The sequence below is a fragment of the Streptomyces sp. NPDC102462 genome, assembly GCF_044765425.1.
Taxonomy (GTDB): Bacteria; Actinomycetota; Actinomycetes; order Streptomycetales; family Streptomycetaceae; genus Streptomyces.
The window spans coordinates 78824-95489 of record NZ_JBIWKB010000019.1 but is presented as its reverse complement, the minus strand read 5'-3'; the positions used below and the strand labels follow the sequence as shown (position 1 = coordinate 95489).

Annotated in this window: 14 protein-coding genes; 12 read left to right on the top strand and 2 right to left on the bottom strand. The window is 71.3% G+C overall.

The genetic code is table 11. The features are described 5' to 3' along the window. Positions 1 to 57: 57 nt before the first annotated feature. Positions 58 to 567, bottom strand: coding sequence for a DUF1772 domain-containing protein (locus ACIRFL_RS18700; protein ID WP_404029608.1), 510 nt, complete (start codon positions 565 to 567; stop codon positions 58 to 60). Positions 568 to 813: 246 nt separating this feature from the next. On the opposite strand from ACIRFL_RS18700, the gene ACIRFL_RS18695 reads away from it, so the two are divergent. From ACIRFL_RS18695 to ACIRFL_RS18670, 6 genes are all read left to right on the top strand, one after another. Continuing rightward, positions 814 to 1401, top strand: coding sequence for a CGNR zinc finger domain-containing protein (locus ACIRFL_RS18695; protein ID WP_404029607.1), 588 nt, complete (start codon positions 814 to 816; stop codon positions 1399 to 1401). A 623-nt stretch (positions 1402 to 2024) separates the two neighbouring features. Further along, the gene (locus ACIRFL_RS18690; RefSeq protein WP_010039908.1) at positions 2025 to 2546 is read left to right on the top strand and encodes a sigma-70 family RNA polymerase sigma factor; all 522 of its coding nucleotides are present in this window, start codon (positions 2025 to 2027) and stop codon (positions 2544 to 2546) included. Between the two features lie 59 nt (positions 2547 to 2605). Further along, complete coding sequence (locus tag ACIRFL_RS18685) at positions 2606 to 3373, top strand: anti-sigma factor family protein (RefSeq protein ID WP_404029605.1); 768 nt, start codon at positions 2606 to 2608, stop codon at positions 3371 to 3373. Between the two features lie 117 nt (positions 3374 to 3490). Continuing rightward, on the top strand, positions 3491 to 5926 hold the full coding sequence (locus tag ACIRFL_RS18680) for a HelD family protein (RefSeq protein ID WP_404029603.1): 2436 nt from the start codon (positions 3491 to 3493) through the stop codon (positions 5924 to 5926). 357 nt (positions 5927 to 6283) lie between these two features. Further along, positions 6284 to 7699, top strand: coding sequence for an NAD-dependent malic enzyme (locus ACIRFL_RS18675; protein ID WP_404029601.1), 1416 nt, complete (start codon positions 6284 to 6286; stop codon positions 7697 to 7699). Positions 7700 to 7988: 289 nt separating this feature from the next. Next, positions 7989 to 8270, top strand: coding sequence for an HU family DNA-binding protein (locus ACIRFL_RS18670; RefSeq protein ID WP_351736298.1), 282 nt, complete (start codon positions 7989 to 7991; stop codon positions 8268 to 8270). Positions 8271 to 8603: 333 nt separating this feature from the next. Here the strand turns inward: ACIRFL_RS18670 and murA are convergent, their stop codons facing one another. Then, positions 8604 to 9944, bottom strand: coding sequence for a UDP-N-acetylglucosamine 1-carboxyvinyltransferase (murA, locus tag ACIRFL_RS18665; RefSeq protein ID WP_404029599.1), 1341 nt, complete (start codon positions 9942 to 9944; stop codon positions 8604 to 8606). A gap of 318 nt (positions 9945 to 10262) precedes the next feature. Between murA and ACIRFL_RS18660 the strand changes: the two genes are divergently transcribed. The 6 genes from ACIRFL_RS18660 to ACIRFL_RS18635 all read left to right on the top strand — a co-directional run bounded on the left by ACIRFL_RS18660 (position 10263) and on the right by ACIRFL_RS18635 (position 16240). Beyond that, entirely contained in the window at positions 10263 to 10835 is a 573-nt protein-coding gene (locus tag ACIRFL_RS18660; protein ID WP_404029675.1) for a YqgE/AlgH family protein, read from the top strand. 29 nt (positions 10836 to 10864) lie between these two features. Then, the gene (locus ACIRFL_RS18655) at positions 10865 to 11140 is read left to right on the top strand and encodes a DUF3039 domain-containing protein (RefSeq protein ID WP_351736304.1); all 276 of its coding nucleotides are present in this window, start codon (positions 10865 to 10867) and stop codon (positions 11138 to 11140) included. A 220-nt stretch (positions 11141 to 11360) separates the two neighbouring features. Beyond that, complete coding sequence (locus ACIRFL_RS18650) at positions 11361 to 12656, top strand: extracellular solute-binding protein (protein ID WP_404029597.1); 1296 nt, start codon at positions 11361 to 11363, stop codon at positions 12654 to 12656. Positions 12657 to 12661: 5 nt separating this feature from the next. Then, positions 12662 to 13666, top strand: coding sequence for a carbohydrate ABC transporter permease (locus tag ACIRFL_RS18645; RefSeq protein ID WP_404029596.1), 1005 nt, complete (start codon positions 12662 to 12664; stop codon positions 13664 to 13666). A gap of 5 nt (positions 13667 to 13671) precedes the next feature. Next, positions 13672 to 14517 (top strand): carbohydrate ABC transporter permease, encoded by an 846-nt coding sequence (locus ACIRFL_RS18640; protein WP_404029594.1) that lies wholly within the window; start codon positions 13672 to 13674, stop codon positions 14515 to 14517. Position 14518: 1 nt separating this feature from the next. Continuing rightward, entirely contained in the window at positions 14519 to 16240 is a 1722-nt protein-coding gene (locus ACIRFL_RS18635) for a beta-N-acetylhexosaminidase (RefSeq protein WP_404029592.1), read from the top strand. Positions 16241 to 16666: the final 426 nt, after the last annotated feature.

The window sequence follows — 16666 nt, the reverse complement described above, 5'->3', positions numbered from 1 at the left end:
CGGCGGTTGACCGCCTGCCCGTCCCATCGGGGCCGGGGCCGGGGCCGGGGCAGGCGGTCAGGCGGGCCTGCGGTGCGCGTGGCCGTACAGCACGAGCGCACGTGTCAAGCAGGCCGTCGCCGCCGTCGACAGCAGCGCGCGGACCGCGTTCCACGCCACCCACGGGTCCTCGAAGCGATCGCGCAGGGCGGCCGCCGGGGTGCCCGCCGCCGCCAGGGCGTCGTTCAGGGGCACGTTGAAGGCGACCGTGACCAGGAAGGCGAGGGCATAGGCCGCGAGGCCCGCCCGGGCCCAGCGGGCGGCCGGGGTGTGCCGCAACTGCCACGCCGACACCGCCGTCAGCACGAGCGCCCCCATGAAGCTCAGGAAGAACACCGGGTTCTGGATCACGTCGTTGATGTTCCGCATGACCTCCACGAAGACGCGGTCGCCGCTGCGCCGCAGGGCCGGCATCACCGCGCACGCGAAGATGTAGAAGACGCCGGCGACCAGGCCCGTGGCGACCGTGGCCGCGCCCAGGACGACCCCCGCGCCGGTACGCGGCGCCGAGCTGATGTTCGCTGTCATGTCGCCAGTCAACGCACCCGGCCGCGCCCCGACCATGGCCGAGACGCGCACCCGCATACGCGCGGCACGCAAGGCACGGGCACCTGCTCGCGCGGGGGGCCGGGGCAGGGAGCCTGTAGCGGGATCGTGCCGGGCCGGGGCAGGCGGTCCTTACCGGCCTCGGGTGGTGTGAGGGGTTCCGGGCGCGGAAGCGGGCAGGCACTGTGGGAGAGGGAACGGTTCCCTGCCCTAGGCGGTGACTGGTACATGGCACTGGGTACGGCCTCCTACGAGCCGCGGTTCCACGCCGGACGGAGCTGTCTGGACCTCCTCGCGACCGCGCACCCCGAGGAACGGCTGCACGCGGTGGAGCCGTTGCGGGCCTGGATCCTCGGCTCCGGACTCGTACCGCCGGGCACCCCGCTGGCCCACGCCGACCCGTCCTGGCTGCTCGGCTTCCGCGAACTACGCGTGCATGTCGGCCAGTTGGTGCGCGGTGGTGGCACGGGTGACGGGCGGCCGTACGATCTCGCGCTCGCCCGGGTCAACGCCCTCGCGCGGACCGCGCCCCCGGCGCCGCGCGCGGTGCGCCGCGGTGACGGCGCCCTCGTGCGGGAGCTGGCCGGTCCGCCCGAGTGCGCGGCGCTGCTCGGGGCCCTCGCGCGGGACGCCGTGGAACTGCTCACCGACCCCGTGGCGTGGGCGGCCGTACGGGAGTGCGAGGGGGACAACTGCCCCATCGTGTACCTGGACACGTCCCGTGGGCGGCGCAGGCGCTGGTGTTCCAGCGAGGTCTGCGGAAACCGGGAGAGGGTGGCCCGCCACCGCCGCCGAGCAGCCCTCTCCCGCACCTGACCCCACCCCCACCCCAGCCACGCGCCAACGCCTGCCGCCGACCGCCGTACGGCGCGAACATGCCGGATCGCAACCTGGCCCGCCCGCGTGCAGTGGGCGATGGGGCGAACGCTTGCCACGACCCGCCCTCGCCCGGCTCCCACCCGGTACGCCCCTGCCGCACACGCCAACCCCGCCCGGCTCGCGTGCGGTGCGCGCTTGCCGCACGCGCCAAAACCCCGCCTCAGTCCACGTGTGGTGTGTGCCTGCCGCGCCCCAACCCCACCGCCGCTCCCGTCCGTTGCGCCGTCCTCAACCCCGTCCCTTCGTCCAACTGAGCCCGGCCGCAGGTCAGTCGGGGAAGTGATGTGCGTAACACGGGGTTTGTTCGCGTCAACCCGCGGGCAGCGCCCGTCCCCCGGGGAGCGTGTCGGAAATGTAAAGAAAACGCGGTGGGAATGTGCGCGCATGTCCCTCTCGTCGCGGCACACCGAGGAAAACCGTCACCCCACTTTGAACACGCCGCACTCCGCATCCGTACCCGTGGTCGAGCGACCGACTGGGGGAACCCCCGGACATCGGAGGTGGGCGTGCGCAAGGATTCCGTCGTGGCCAATGAACGTGGATCGAGGGCCCGACATCGCATGTCCCAGCCCTCGGAGCCCGACGAGGAGTTGATGCGTGCGCTGTATCGCGAGCACGCCGGACCCCTCCTCGCCTATGTCCTCCGGCTGGTCGCCGGGGACCGGCAGCGCGCCGAGGACGTGGTGCAGGAGACGCTCATCCGTGCCTGGAAGAACGCCGGTCAGCTCAATCGAGCGACCGGATCGGTACGCCCCTGGCTGGTGACGGTCGCGCGCCGCATCGTCATCGACGGCCACCGCAGCCGGCAGGCCCGGCCGCAGGAGGTCGATCCGTCGCCGCTGGAGGTCATCCCCGCGGAGGACGAGATCGACAAGGCGCTGTGGCTGATGACGCTGTCTGACGCGCTCGACGACCTGACCCCGGCCCACCGGGAGGTGCTCGTCGAGACGTACTTCAAGGGGCGTACCGTCAATGAGGCGGCCGAGACACTGGGCATACCCAGCGGCACGGTCCGCTCACGGGTGTTCTACGCCCTGCGTTCGATGAAGCTGGCACTGGAGGAGCGGGGGGTGACGGCGTGATGAGTGGGTACGGGGGACTCAACGGATTCAGCACGGGTGGTCCGGGTATGTCTGGACCCATGACCCCCAGGCAGGGATCTCCGGCGCCCAACGAGCACGAGACGGTCGGCGCCTACGCGCTCGGCATCCTCGACGACGCCGAGGCGACGGCTTTCGAAGCCCACCTCGCGGGATGCGAATGGTGCGCGCAGCAACTCGACGAACTGGCCGGGATGGAACCCATGCTGGCCGCGCTCGCGGACCTGCCCGGGGCCGGCACGCCCGCCATCGGGGAGTCGCTGTCCGCCAAGCCCAGCCCGCGGCTCGCGGAGAAGCTGGTCGACGAGGTCGCCGAGCGTCGGGCCCGCAAGCGGCGGCGCAGCTTCTACCTGGTCGCCGCGGCGGCCGCACTGATCATCGGCGGCCCGCTGACCGCGCTGGCGGCGTCCGGCGGCTCGGACGGCGGCACCGGCACGGTGGCCGCGCCGCCCGCCCAGACCGCGTTCACCACCATGTCGGACAAGGTCACGGCGACCGACCCGAAGACGCACGTCACCGCGACGGTCGCGGTGGAGAAGAAGCTCTGGGGCACGGAGACGATCCTGCAGCTGAAGAACGTCCCGGGACCGGAGAAGTGCTCGCTGATCGCCGTCGGCAAGAACGGCGAGCGCGAGACGGTGACCTCCTGGTCCGTGCCGAACTGGGGCTACGGCCTGCCGGACGCCAAGACCGAGGAGGCCAAGAACCCCCTCTACGTCCGCGGCGGTGCGTCCCTGCAACCGGACGAGATCGACCACTTCGAGGTCATGACCTTCAGCGGCAAGAAGCTCGTCCAGATCGACGCGTGAGCCCGCCGGGCGTCGACATGTGAGCCCGTCCGGCGGGATCCGCCGGACGGGCCGTAGCTTCCACGGGCCCCCTTCGCGTACGGTTGACGGCTGCCCAGCACGTCAGAAGGGGGCCCGGTGGCCGCTCAGGCTCAGCAATCCGCCGTCGGCTCGGTCCACGATTCGGTACGGGACCGAGAGATCGGCATTGAACAGGAACACCTGGACCGGGTGTACCGGCGGCTTGAGGAGAAGATCCACGAGGCCGAATTCCTCATGGACGACGCGGCCCGGCGCGGCCAGGTCGGCACGCCCGGCGCGCTCGCCGAGCGCGACGCGCAGGTCTTCCGGGCCGGCATCCACCTCAACCGGCTGAACAACGAGTTCGAGGACTTCCTGTTCGGCCGGATCGACCTGCTCCTCGGCAAGGACGGCAAGAAGGGTCCCGACGGCGCCTACACCGCCGTCGAACCCGCCGAGGGCGCGGTGCGCGCCGACAACACCGCCGACATCGCCGAGACCCTGCACATCGGGCGCATCGGCGTGCTGGACGAGGACTACGCGCCGCTGGTCATCGACTGGCGGGCCCCCGCGGCGGCCCCCTTCTACCGCGCCACCCCCGTCGACCCCGGACGGGTCGTGCGTCGCCGCGTCATCCGCTCCAAGGGGCGCCGGGTACTGGGCGTCGAGGACGACCTGATGCGCCCCGAGCTGACCGCCTTCCTGGACGGCCGACGGCTGCCGGTGATCGGCGACGGCGCCCTGATGGCCGCACTGGGCCAGGCCCGCGGCCACACCATGCGGGACATCGTCTCCTCCATCCAGGCCGAGCAGGACCTGGTCATCCGCGCCCCCGTCGGCTCGGTGACGTATGTGGAGGGCGGGCCCGGCACGGGCAAGACGGCGGTCGCGCTGCACCGGGCGGCCTACCTCCTCTACCAGGACCGGCGCCGGTACGCGGGCGGCATCCTGATCGTCTCGCCGACCCCGCTGCTGGTGGCGTACACCGAGGGCGTGCTGCCCTCGCTCGGCGAGGAGGGGCAGGTCGCGATCCGGGCGATCGGCTCGCTCGTCGACGGCGCGGAGGCCACGCTGTACGACGCGCCGTCGGTGGCGCGGGCGAAGGGGTCGTACCGGATGCTGAAGGTGCTGCGGAAGGCGGCACGCGGGGCGCTGGAGCCGGGTCCTGCCGGCGGCGCGGCACCGGCCGCCGGACAGCTCGTCCTCGGCGAGGACGACGACACCGACGGCCGCCCGCAGGCACCCTCGGGGACGCCCGGCCGGCTCCGTGTCGTCGCCTTCGGGCGGCGGCTGGAGCTGGGCGCCGCCGAACTGGACCGCATCCGCCGCACCGCGCTCGGCGGCACCGCCCCCGTGAACCTGCTGCGCCCGCGCGCCCGCAGGCTGCTCCTGGACGCCCTGTACGAGCAGTCCGGCGCCGCCGCCCGGCACAGCGACCCGGAGCTGGCCGCCGAGCTACGCGCCTCGTTCGACGAGGACGTCACCGGCGAGGACGCCTTCACCGCGTTCCTGGAGGCGTGGTGGCCCGAGCTGACCCCGAAGGCCGTCCTGGACGCGATGGCCGACGAGCGCAGGCTCGGCCGCTGGGCCCGCCGCATCCTCAACCCGGGCGAGATCCGCAAGGTGGCCCGCTCCCTGAAGCGGGACGGGTACTCCGTGCACGACATCGCGATGCTCGACGAGCTCCAGGCGATCCTCGGCAGCCCTGCCCGCCCCCGCAAGAGGCGCGAACTGGACCCGCTGGACCAGCTCACCGGCCTGGAGGAGCTGATGCCGGCGCGCGAGGAGTCACAGCGGGAGCGGGCCGAGCGGCTGGCGCAGGAGCGCACCGAGTACGCGCACGTCATCGTCGACGAGGCGCAGGACCTCACGCCCATGCAGTGGCGGATGGTCGGCCGACGCGGGCGGCACGCCAGCTGGACGGTCGTCGGTGACCCGGCCCAGTCCTCCTGGTCCGACCCGGACGAGGCGGCCGAGGCCCGCGACGAGGCCCTGGGCACCCGGGTGCCCGGCTCGCACCAGCGGCCCGGCGGGGGCGGGGCGGCGGCGGGCCGCTCCGCGCGCGCCCGGCGCTTTAGGCTCACCGTGAACTACCGCAACCCCTCCGAGATCGCCGACCTGGCGGCGAAGGTGCTGGCCCTGGCGATGCCGGGCTCCGAGTCCCCGACCGCGGTGCGCTCCACCGGGGTCGAGCCGCGCTTCACCGTGCTCGGGGACTCCCTGGAGAAGACCGTGCGTACGGAGGCCGAGCGGCTGCTCGGTCTCGTGGACGGCACGGTCGGCGTCGTCGTCGCCATGAACCGGCGCGCGGAGGCCGCGCGCTGGCTGGCCGGGCTCGGCGACCGGGTGGTGGCGCTCGGCAGCCTGGAGGCCAAGGGCCTGGAGTACGACGCGACGGTCGTGGTCTGCCCGGCGGAGATCGCCGACGAGAGCCCGGCCGGCCTGCGGGTGCTGTACGTCGCGCTGACCCGCGCCACCCAGCAGCTGACGGTCGTCTCCGGGGACCGGGACGAGCCGGACGCGGCCGGGGTGCCGGACCTCCTGCGGGACTGAACGAGCGATGAACTCTCCGGACGGGAATGGCTGTACGGGATCCGTTTGTTAGCCTGGGTGTGACACCGGCTCGATCCAAGCCCCCGGGCCCAACCTTCGTCGCTACGAGCGACCACTTGCCGCGAGGCGAGCATGGCGGGTCGGTGTCATGAACGGTGGAGAGGCCGACGTCTCATCGGGACGTGGGCCTCTTTCCTTGCCCGGTCACCTCTCGTATGGTGAAAGTTATTTTCCGGAATTGAGGCGTGTCCGTGAACAAAACGTCCGCAATCCGGGGCGGCTACCACGTACTCGGGGGTAGGTGCGACGATCGGACGGCACAACTCAGCGACACGGTGAAAGCAGAGGAAGTCGGCCATGGCAACGGCGCCCAGCGTCTCCTACTCGATGACCATCCGGCTGGAGGTGCCCGCGAGCGGAACCGCCGTCTCGCAGCTCACCACCGCGGTGGAATCCTCCGGAGGCTCGGTGACCGGCCTCGACGTCACCGCGTCCGGCCACGAGAAGCTCCGTATCGACGTCACCATCGCGGCCACCTCGACCGGGCACGCCGACGAGATCGTGGAGAAGCTGCGCGGCATCGAGGGCGTCACGCTCGGCAAGGTCTCCGACCGTACGTTCCTCATGCACCTCGGCGGCAAGATCGAGATGCAGTCCAAGCACCCCATCCGCAACCGTGACGACCTGTCCATGGTCTACACGCCCGGGGTGGCCCGGGTCTGCATGGCGATCGCCGAGAACCCGGAGGACGCCCGCCGCCTCACCATCAAACGCAACTCCGTTGCGGTTGTGACGGACGGCTCCGCGGTGCTGGGCCTCGGCAACATCGGCCCGAAGGCCGCGCTGCCCGTCATGGAGGGCAAGGCGGCCCTGTTCAAGCGGTTCGCCGGCATCGACGCCTGGCCGCTGTGCCTCGACACCCAGGACACCGACCAGATCGTCGAGATCGTCAAGGCGATCGCCCCCGGCTTCGCCGGCATCAACCTGGAGGACATCTCCGCGCCCCGCTGCTTCGAGATCGAGGCCAGGCTGCGCGAGGCCCTTGACATCCCCGTCTTCCACGACGACCAGCACGGCACCGCGATCGTCGTCCTGGCGGCGCTGACCAACGCGCTGCGCGTGGTGGGCAAGGCGATCGAGAACGTCCGCGTCGTCATGTCCGGGGCCGGCGCGGCGGGTACGGCCATCCTCAAGCTGCTGCTCGCCGCGGGCGTCAAGAACGCCGTCGTCGCCGACATCCACGGCGTCGTGCACGCCGGCCGCGAGGATCTGGTGGCCGCGCCCACCGACTCGCCGCTGCGCTGGATCGCCGACAACACCAACCCCGAGGGCCTCACCGGCACCTTGAAGGAGGCCGTGCGCGACGCGGACGTCTTCATCGGTGTCTCCGCCCCGAACGTGCTCGACGGCGACGACGTGGCGGCCATGGCGGGCGGCGCGATCGTGTTCGCGCTCGCGAATCCGGACCCCGAGGTCGACCCGGCAATCGCCCGTCAGACGGCCGCAGTTGTGGCCACCGGCCGCTCCGACTTCCCGAACCAGATCAACAACGTGCTGGTCTTCCCGGGCGTCTTCCGCGGCCTGCTGGACGCGCAGTCCCGCACCGTCAACACGGAGATGATGCTGGCCGCCGCGCAGGCGCTGGCCGACGTGGTCACCGAGGACGAACTGAACCCGAACTACATCGTGCCGAGCGTCTTCAACGACAAGGTCGCGGGTGCCGTCGCCGGCGCCGTGCGGGACGCGGCCAGGGCGGCCGCGGGCGCGATGTAGCGCCTCGTACCGTAGTGTGCAAGGCGTGACGATCGACATGGCGGCCTCGCACCGGCGCGTCGCGGAAGCTCCTGACGCCGGGCGCCCTCTAGGGTGACGGCCGAGCAGGCGCTTTTCGGGTGACTCCCTAGGGTGTTCTCACGACTCCTACGGGTGCCGGATTGGCTTTCCCGCCGCAGGTGGGGGCAGGATGCGTCCCTGGGCGCGAGCGCATCGGCTTCGCTGTGCCTGATCTGCGGCTCCGCCGCATGGCACGCCCCAACAGCAAGAAGAACACGGGAGTAACAACATGAATCGCAGTGAGCTGGTGGCCGCGCTGGCCGACCGCGCCGAAGTGACCCGCAAGGACGCCGACGCCGTTCTGGCCGCGTTCGCCGAGGTCGTCGGTGACGTCGTCTCCAAGGGCGACGAGAAGGTCACCATCCCCGGCTTCCTGACCTTCGAGCGCACCCACCGGGCCGCTCGCACCGCCCGCAACCCGCAGACCGGCGAGCCCATCAACATCCCCGCCGGCTACAGCGTGAAGGTCTCCGCGGGCAGCAAGCTCAAGGAATCGGCCAAGGGCAAGTAAGCGCTCCGCTTCGAGCGGTGGTCCACGGGAGCGTCGTTCGGCCGGTGCGCCGTGGGTGACTGCGGGGCGGTTGTGGTTGGTCGCGCAGTTGCCTGCGCCCCTTCGGGGTGCGTCCGCGGTGGGCGCGAATATCGATAAATGGGGCGGCCCTCCTTTGCCGGGGGCCGCCCATTTTCATGGGTTCCCGCGCTCCTCCGGGACGCGGGTGGCTAAGCAGGTCCAGTGAGTCCGCTGCGGTTCGACAGCGCCCGAAGGGGCGCGGGGAACTGCGCGGCCAGCCACGACGGTGCCGCGGACGACCGACGGCATATCGCGGCGTTTCCAGCGGAGCGCTCAGGCGAGGGCCTTGCCGGGGAGTTCCACCTTTGCGCCGAGGTCGACGAGTTTTTCCATGAAGTTCTCGTAGCCGCGGTTGATGAGGTCGATGCCGTGCACCCGGGACGTGCCCTGCGCGGCCAACGCGGCGATCAGATACGAGAAACCGCCCCGCAGGTCCGGGATGACGAGATCGGCACCCTGGAGGCGGGTGGGGCCCGAGACGACCGCGGAGTGCAGGAAGTTGCGCTGCCCGAACCGGCAGTCGGATCCGCCCAGGCACTCCCGGTAGAGCTGGATGTGCGCGCCCATCTGGTTCAGCGCGGAGGTGAAGCCCAGCCGGGACTCGTAGACCGTCTCGTGGATGATGGACAGGCCCGTCGCCTGGGTGAGCGCCACCACGAGCGGCTGCTGCCAGTCGGTCTGGAAGCCCGGGTGCACGTCCGTCTCCAGCGCGATGGACTTCAGCTGGCCGCCGGGATGCCAGAAGCGGATGCCCTCGTCGTCGATCTCGAAGGCGCCGCCCACCTTCCGGTAGGTGTTCAGGAAGGTCATCATCGAGCGCTGCTGGGCGCCGTGGACATAGATGTGGCCCTCGGTCGCGAGCGCCGCCGACGCCCAGGACGCGGCCTCCAGCCGGTCCGGAAGGGCCCGGTGGGCGTAGCCGTCGAGCTTGTCCACACCGGTGATGCGGATGGTGCGGTCGGTGTCCATCGCGATGATCGCGCCCATCTTCTGCAGGACGCAGATCAGGTCCTCGATCTCCGGTTCGACGGCCGCGTTGGACAACTCCGTGACGCCTTCGGCGAGTACGGCCGTCAGCAGCACCTGCTCGGTCGCGCCCACGGACGGGTACGGCAGCCGTATCTTCGTGCCGCGCAGCCCCTTGGGCGCCTCCAGGTACTGGCCGTCCGCGCGTTTCTCGATGACCGCGCCGAACTGCCGCAGCACGTCGAAGTGGAAGTCGATGGGCCGGCCGCCGATGTCGCAGCCGCCCAGGCCCGGGATGAACGCGTGCCCCAGCCGGTGCAGCAGCGGGCCGCAGAACAGGATCGGGATGCGCGAGGAGCCCGCATGGGCATCGATGTCAGCGACGTTCGCGCTCTCCACGTGCGTCGGATCCAGCACCAGCTCGCCGGGTTCGTCACCCGGCCGCACCGTCACCCCGTGCAGCTGGAGCAGCCCGCGGACGACCCGCACGTCCCGGATGTCCGGCACGTTGCGCAGCCGGCTCGGCGCACTGCCCAGCAGGGCGGCGACCATGGCCTTCGGTACGAGGTTCTTCGCACCGCGGACACGGATCTCGCCCTCCAGCGGGGTTCCGCCGTGGACAAGGAGGACATCGTCGTTGACGGTCATGTAACTCGCGTTCCGTGGAGGGGGCAGGGCCAGAGGAGACAGAGTAATCGCCGTGAGCCCCCCTCCCGTAAGCCCAAGGGGCGCCCAGTCACGTCATAGCTGTGTCACAACACGAACCGTTTCCCGGCGGGCACATGGGGTCACCGGCCGCGGGGTTCGCCGGGCGTGCGCCACCCGGCCTCGGGGGTCCCGCGCCGCCGCCCCGCGACGCGCTCCCACCAGGCCCGGGCTCCGCCCCGCCGGTGAAACCCGGCCGCATTCACCCGCGTACCCCGGTTGGCTCCCCACTCGGCGGGAAGATGCGGGATCATGTCTGGCATGACCGAGGTGTCCTCGCTCACAGGGCGGTTGCTCGTGGCAACGCCCGCCCTGGCGGACCCGAACTTCGACCGCGCGGTGGTGCTCCTTCTCGACCACGACGAGGAGGGCTCCCTCGGTGTGGTCCTCAACCGTCCCACCCCGGTGGACGTGGGCGACATCCTGGAGGGCTGGGCCGCCCTCGCCGGCGAGCCCGGGGTGGTCTTCCAGGGCGGGCCGGTCTCGCTGGACTCGGCGCTCGGTGTCGCGGTCATCCCCGGGGGAGCGTCCGGCGACCGCGCCCCGCTGGGCTGGCGCCGGGTGCACGGCTCGATCGGCCTCGTCGATCTGGAGGCCCCGCCCGAGCTGCTGGCCTCGGCACTCGGCTCGCTGCGGATCTTCGCCGGATACGCCGGCTGGGGCCCCGGGCAGTTGGAGGACGAGCTGGTGGAGGGCGCCTGGTACGTCGTGGAGTCCGAGCCCGGTGACGTCTCCTCGCCCTCCCCGGAGCGGCTGTGGCGCGAGGTGCTGCGCCGTCAGCGCGGCGAGCTGGCGATGGTGGCCACGTACCCGGACGACCCGTCCCTCAACTGATGGGTGCGGGCTTCAGTACCCTGGCTGGTATGAGCACTCTTGAGCCCGAGCGCGGGACTGGTACGGGGACCCTCGTAGAGCCGACGCCACAGGTGTCCCACGGCGACGGTGACCACGAGCGCTTCGCCCATTACGTCCAGAAGGACAAGATCATGGCGAGCGCCCTGGACGGCACCCCCGTCGTGGCGCTGTGCGGCAAGGTGTGGGTGCCGGGCCGCGATCCGAAGAAGTATCCCGTGTGTCCCATGTGCAAGGAGATCTACGAGTCCATGGGCAGCGGCGGTGACGAGGGCGACGGCAAGTAACCGGCGTTCCGCCGGCTGATACCCCGCGAGGTCTCCGGGTGCGCTTTGGCGTGCTCCGGGGGCCTTTGTCGTGTCCGGGCCATGGGGGAAGTGCGTCGGCCGGGTCACAGATTGGTTCAGACCTCTTGTCGGCATGTTCATGTAGTTCATAGCCTCCCTGTGTTGTGCAGAGCGAAACCGTCATTGCATATGCTGCAACGCACTTCCGGAGGGTCACTCCATGAAGCTGTCCGCACGTCTCGCCCCCGCACTGCTGACCGCCCTGGTCCTCACCGCCTGCGCCCCGCAGTCCTCCTCCAACTCCGCCTCCGACGAGGACGCCAAGAGCGGCACCCTGCGCGTGTGGCTCTTCCAGGAGGTCGGCAACCAGCCGAAGGAGAAGGTCGTCGACGCCGTCACGGCGGACTTCGAGAAGGCCCACGAGGGGGTGAAGGTCGACGTCGAGTACATCCCCGTCGAAACCCGCGCCCAGCGCGTCAAAGCCGCCTTCAACGATCCGAAGTCCGCGCCGGACGTCATGGAGTACGGCAACACCGACACCGCCGGCTACGTCCGCGACGGCGGGCTCCTCGACGTCACACGGGAGTTCGGCGCCTGGAGTGAGGCCGACGACACCGACCCGACCGCCCGGCAGTCGGTCACCGTGGACGACAAGGTCTACGGCGCGCCCTTCTACGTCGGCGTCCGCGCCCTGTACTACCGCACCGACGTCTTCGAGGACCTGGGCCTCCACGTGCCGAAGACGATGGCCGAACTGGCCACCACGGCCCGCGCGATCCGGGCGGCCGAACCGGACCTGTACGGCCTGGCCGTCGGCGGCGCCTACACGTACGGCGCGCTGCCCTTCGTGTGGGCGGGCGGCGGCGAACTCGCCACCGGCAAGGGCGGCTCGTACGCCTCCGCGATCGACGGCGCGGCCGCACAGAAGGGCATCAGGGCCTACACGTCCCTGTTCTCCGACGACAACTGTCCCGCCGCCAAGTGCGCCGGCATGACCGGCAACGACACGGTGACCGCGTTCGCGGCCGGCAAGGCGGGCATGGTGATCGGCGGCGACTTCAGCCACGCGGCCGTCGAGGCCGGGAAGGTCAAGGGCAAGTACGCGGTGGTGCCGCTGCCCGGGGTGACGCCCGGATCGGTCGCCCCCGCGTTCGCGGGCGGCAACAACATCGGCGTCCTGAAGAGCACGACACACCGCACCCTGGCCGTCGACCTGATGGAGCGGCTGGCGTCGAAGAAGACGCAGTCCGCGCTGTTCGACGCGATGGGCTTCCTGCCGACGTTCACCGACGTGCGCGACCAGGCCGCCGCGCGGCAGCCGTTCGTGAAGCCCTTCGTGCGGACGCTGTCCGCCGGCACCAAGTTCGTCCCGGCGTCCCCCGCCTGGTCCCAGATCGACTCCTCCCTGGTCCTGCCGACCATGTTCCAGGAGGTCATCAGCGGCAAGAAGTCCGTGCCGGCGGCCGCCAAGGACGCGGCGGCAAAGATGAACACCGCGTTCGGCTCCGCCGGATGAGCCCCATGAGCGCCCGTACCCGCAACGAACCCGTCGGCGTGGCGGTGGGCGAGGCGGGGGGTGTGGGCCGGGTGCCGGCGGGGGAGGGCGCGGCCCGGCGGCGGCCGTACGGCAAGGGGGCGCGGCGGGCCCGTGGGGCGAGCGGGTGGACGCCCTGGCTGTATCTCGCGCCCGCCCTCGCGGTCCTCGGCGGGCTGCTGGTCTACCCCATCTACCAGTTGGGCCTGATCTCGTTCTTCCGGTACACCCAGGCCCAGGTCAGCGGCGGCGAACCGACCGTCTTCGAGGGGTTCGGCAACTACGCGGAACTCTTCGGCGACGGCCAGTTCTGGCAGGTGCTGCTGGCCACACTCGTCTTCGCCGCGGCCTGCGTCGGCGCCACCCTCGCCGTCGGCTGCGCCCTCGCCGTCCTGCTCACGCGCGTACGGGCCGTGCCCCGGCTGGCGCTGATGCTGGCCGCGCTGGGCGCGTGGGCGACACCGGCGGTGACCGGCTCGACCGTGTGGCTGTTCCTGTTCGACCCGGACTTCGGCCCGGTCAACCGGCTCCTGGGTCTTGGCGACCACTCGTGGACGTACGGCCGCTACAGCGCCTTCCTCCTCGTTCTCCTCGAAGTCGTCTGGTGCTCCTTCCCGTTCGTGATGGTCACCGTGTACGCCGGGATCCGCGCCGTGCCCGCCGAGGTCCTGGAGGCCGCCGCCCTCGACGGCGCCTCGCAATGGCGGACCTGGCGGTCCGTGCTCGCCCCGATGCTCCGGCCGATCCTCACGGTCGTCACCATCCAGTCGGTCATCTGGGACTTCAAGGTGTTCACCCAGATCTACGTCATGACCAACGGCGGCGGCATCGCGGGCCAGAACCTGGTCCTGAACGTGTACGCCTACCAGAAGGCGTTCGCCTCCTCGCAGTACGGACTCGGCTCGGCGATCGGCGTCGTGATGCTGCTGATCCTGCTCGCCGTGACCCTCGGCTACCTGCGATCGCTGCGCCGGCAGGGGGAGGAGCTGTGAGTCCCGTGAATCTTGTGCGCGGCTTTCCGCGGCGGCCCGGCCGCGCGATGGCCGAGGCGACCGCGCTCCTCGTCGCCGCGGTGGTCGCCTTCCCGCTGTACTGGATGGTGCTCAGCGCCTTCAAACCGGCCGGCGAGATCGAGTCGGACGAGCCACGGCCGTGGACCCTGACGCCGTCCCTGGACGCCTTCCGGCGGGTCTTCGGGCAGCAGGAATTCGGCCGTTACTTCCTCAACAGCCTCGTCGTGGCGTGCGCGGTCGTGATCGCCTCGGCACTGATCGCGTTTCTCGCGGCGACCGCCGTGACCCGATTCCGTTTCCGCTTCCGGACCACCTTGCTGATCATGTTCCTGGTGGCCCAGACCGTGCCCGTGGAAGCCCTCACGATCCCCCTGTTCTTCCTCATGCGGGACTTCGGCCAACTGAACACGCTCGGCTCGCTGATCCTGCCGCACATCGCCTTCTCGCTGCCCTTCGCGATCTGGATGCTGCGGGGCTTCGTGAAAGCGGTGCCCGAGGCCCTGGAGGAGGCCGCGTACATCGACGGGGCGAGCCGCACGCGATTCCTGTGGCAGATCCTTTTCCCGCTCGTCCTCCCGGGTCTTGTGGCCACCAGCGTCTTTTCCTTCATCTCGGCCTGGAACGACTTCCTGTTCGCCAAGTCCTTCATCATCAGCGACACTTCCCAGTCCACCCTGCCGATGGCCCTGCTGGTCTTCTACAAGCCCGACGAGCCGGACTGGGGCGGGGTCATGGCGGCGTCCACGGTGATGACGATTCCGGTGCTGATCTTCTTCGTACTCGTACAGCGACGGCTGGTCTCCGGACTGGGCGGAGCGGTTAAGGAGTGACGTGACTTCGACGACGACGGAACTGATCCCGGCCCCCCTGACGGTGGGGAAACCGGCCGCGAGCGCGGGGATTCCGGGCGCCGGCGCCGACTTCCTGCTCGACGCGGGCACGGTGCTCGACGCCGGCCCCGGCACCGAGCGCACCGCCCGCTGGCTGCGCGGTGCGCTGGGGGCCGCGACGGGGTTCGCGCTGCCGCCCGGATCCGGCGACGGCGGCGGGGCAGTCCAGCTGCGGATCAGGCCCGAGGAGTCCGCCCGGCTCGGGCCGGAGGGCTACACGCTGCACGTCGACGGCGACGCCGTCACCGTGCACGGCGGCGGCCCGGCCGGCGTGTTCTGGGGCGCGCAGACACTGCGTCAACTGCTCGGCCCCGACGCGTTCCGGCGCGCCCCGCTCGCCCCCGGCCGCCGCTGGACGGTGCCCGGCACCGCCGTCGAGGACGCCCCGCGGCTGCGCTGGCGCGGTCTCATGCTCGACGTGGCCCGGCACTTCACGCCCAAGGAAGGCGTCCTTCGGTATCTGGACCTGATGGCCGCGCACAAACTCAACGTCTTCCACTTCCATCTGACGGACGACCAGGGATGGCGGGTGGAGATCAAGCGGTACCCCAAGCTGACCGAGACCGGGGCCTGGCGGGCACGGACGAAATTCGGTCACCGGGCCTCACCGCTGTGGGAGGAGAAGCCACACGGTGGCCACTACACCCAGGACGACATCCGGGAGATCGTGGCCTACGCCGCCGAGCGGCATATCGCCGTCGTACCGGAAATCGACCTGCCCGGCCACTCGCAGGCCGCCATCGCCGCGTATCCGGAACTCGGCAACACCGACGTCATCGACACCACCGCCCTCTCCGTCTGGGACACCTGGGGGATCTCTCCGAACGTACTCGCCCCCACTGACACCACCCTGCGGTTCTACGAGGGGGTGTTCGAGGAACTGCTGGAACTCTTCCCCGCCGACGCCACCGAGTTCCCCGCGGACCCGGCCGCCCCGCCGTACCCGTCGTTCTCGGCGTTCATTCACGTCGGCGGCGACGAATGCCCCAAGGACCAGTGGCGGCGGTCGCCGGCCGCGCAGGCCCGCATCAAGGAACTCGGGCTGGCCGACGAGGACGCGTTGCAGTCCTGGTTCATCCGGCACTTCGACCGCTGGCTCAGCGCGCGCGGGCGCCGGCTCATCGGCTGGGACGAGATCCTGGAGGGCGGGCTCGCCGAGGGCGCGGCCGTGGCGTCCTGGCGCGGCTACCAGGGCGGGATCGCCGCCGCGCGCGCCGGTCACGACGTCGTCATGTGCCCCGAACAGCACGTCTACCTCGACCACCGGCAGGCCGCCGGCCCGGACGAACCCGTACCGATCGGCTTCGTCCGCACCCTGGAGGACGTCTACCGTTTCGAGCCCGTTCCCCCGGAGTTGGACGCGCGGCAGGCCGGCCATGTGCTGGGCACCCAGGCCAACCTGTGGACCGAGGTGATGGAGAACCACGCGCGCGTGGACTACCAGGCGTTCCCGAGGCTGGCCGCCTTCGCCGAAGTGGCCTGGAGTCGTCTGCCCGCCCCGGCGGAGCGGGACTTCGCCGGTTTCGAACGCCGGATGACCGCCCACTACCGGCGGCTCGACGCCCTGGGCGTCGACTACCGCCCGCCGTCCGGACCCCGGCCCTGGCAGCGCCGCCCCGGCGTACCGGGCCGCCCCCTCGACGGCCCACCCCCAAAGCGCTAACCCCTCGCCAGCCCACCCACCAGCACCACCTCCCCGCGCACCCGGCCGCCCACGCCACCCGCCCCGCGGCCGGTCGCTCGCTCCTGTCGGCGGCTTGCCGTGTTGCCTGTTGCAGCGCGGCCGGCCCCGTCGGAGGTTTGCCGCGTGGCCAGTTGCCGTGTTGCCTACCTTGGCGGCCGGTCGCCAGCGCTGCCCGCCCTGCGGCCGGTCGCCTGCGCGGCCTGGTCTCGCGGCTGGTTGCCCGTGTCACCCGCCCCGCGGCCGGTCGCTCGCACGGCCCGCTCCCGTCGGTGGGTTGCCGCGTTGCCCGCCGCCGCGCCTGCCTGCCCGCGCGACAGGCCGCCCGCTCCACCCGCCCCGAGGCCGGTCGCCGCGCGGCCCGCTGCCGCACCGCCCGCCCTCGCCCCGCCCGCTGCCGCACAGCCC

Excerpts from the sequence above, each read along its gene's own strand:
- ACIRFL_RS18700 (WP_404029608.1), bottom strand. The coding sequence starts at position 567 with ATGACAGCGAACATCAGCTCGGCGCCGCGTACCGGCGCGGGGGTCGTC.
- ACIRFL_RS18695 (WP_404029607.1), top strand. The coding sequence starts at position 814 with ATGGCACTGGGTACGGCCTCCTACGAGCCGCGGTTCCACGCCGGACGG.
- ACIRFL_RS18690 (WP_010039908.1), top strand. The coding sequence starts at position 2,025 with ATGTCCCAGCCCTCGGAGCCCGACGAGGAGTTGATGCGTGCGCTGTAT.
- ACIRFL_RS18685 (WP_404029605.1), top strand. The coding sequence starts at position 2,606 with ATGACCCCCAGGCAGGGATCTCCGGCGCCCAACGAGCACGAGACGGTC.
- ACIRFL_RS18675 (WP_404029601.1), top strand. The coding sequence starts at position 6,284 with ATGGCAACGGCGCCCAGCGTCTCCTACTCGATGACCATCCGGCTGGAG.
- ACIRFL_RS18670 (WP_351736298.1), top strand. The coding sequence starts at position 7,989 with ATGAATCGCAGTGAGCTGGTGGCCGCGCTGGCCGACCGCGCCGAAGTG.
- murA (WP_404029599.1), bottom strand. The coding sequence starts at position 9,944 with ATGACCGTCAACGACGATGTCCTCCTTGTCCACGGCGGAACCCCGCTG.
- ACIRFL_RS18660 (WP_404029675.1), top strand. The coding sequence starts at position 10,263 with ATGACCGAGGTGTCCTCGCTCACAGGGCGGTTGCTCGTGGCAACGCCC.
- ACIRFL_RS18655 (WP_351736304.1), top strand. The coding sequence starts at position 10,865 with ATGAGCACTCTTGAGCCCGAGCGCGGGACTGGTACGGGGACCCTCGTA.
- ACIRFL_RS18650 (WP_404029597.1), top strand. The coding sequence starts at position 11,361 with ATGAAGCTGTCCGCACGTCTCGCCCCCGCACTGCTGACCGCCCTGGTC.
- ACIRFL_RS18645 (WP_404029596.1), top strand. The coding sequence starts at position 12,662 with ATGAGCGCCCGTACCCGCAACGAACCCGTCGGCGTGGCGGTGGGCGAG.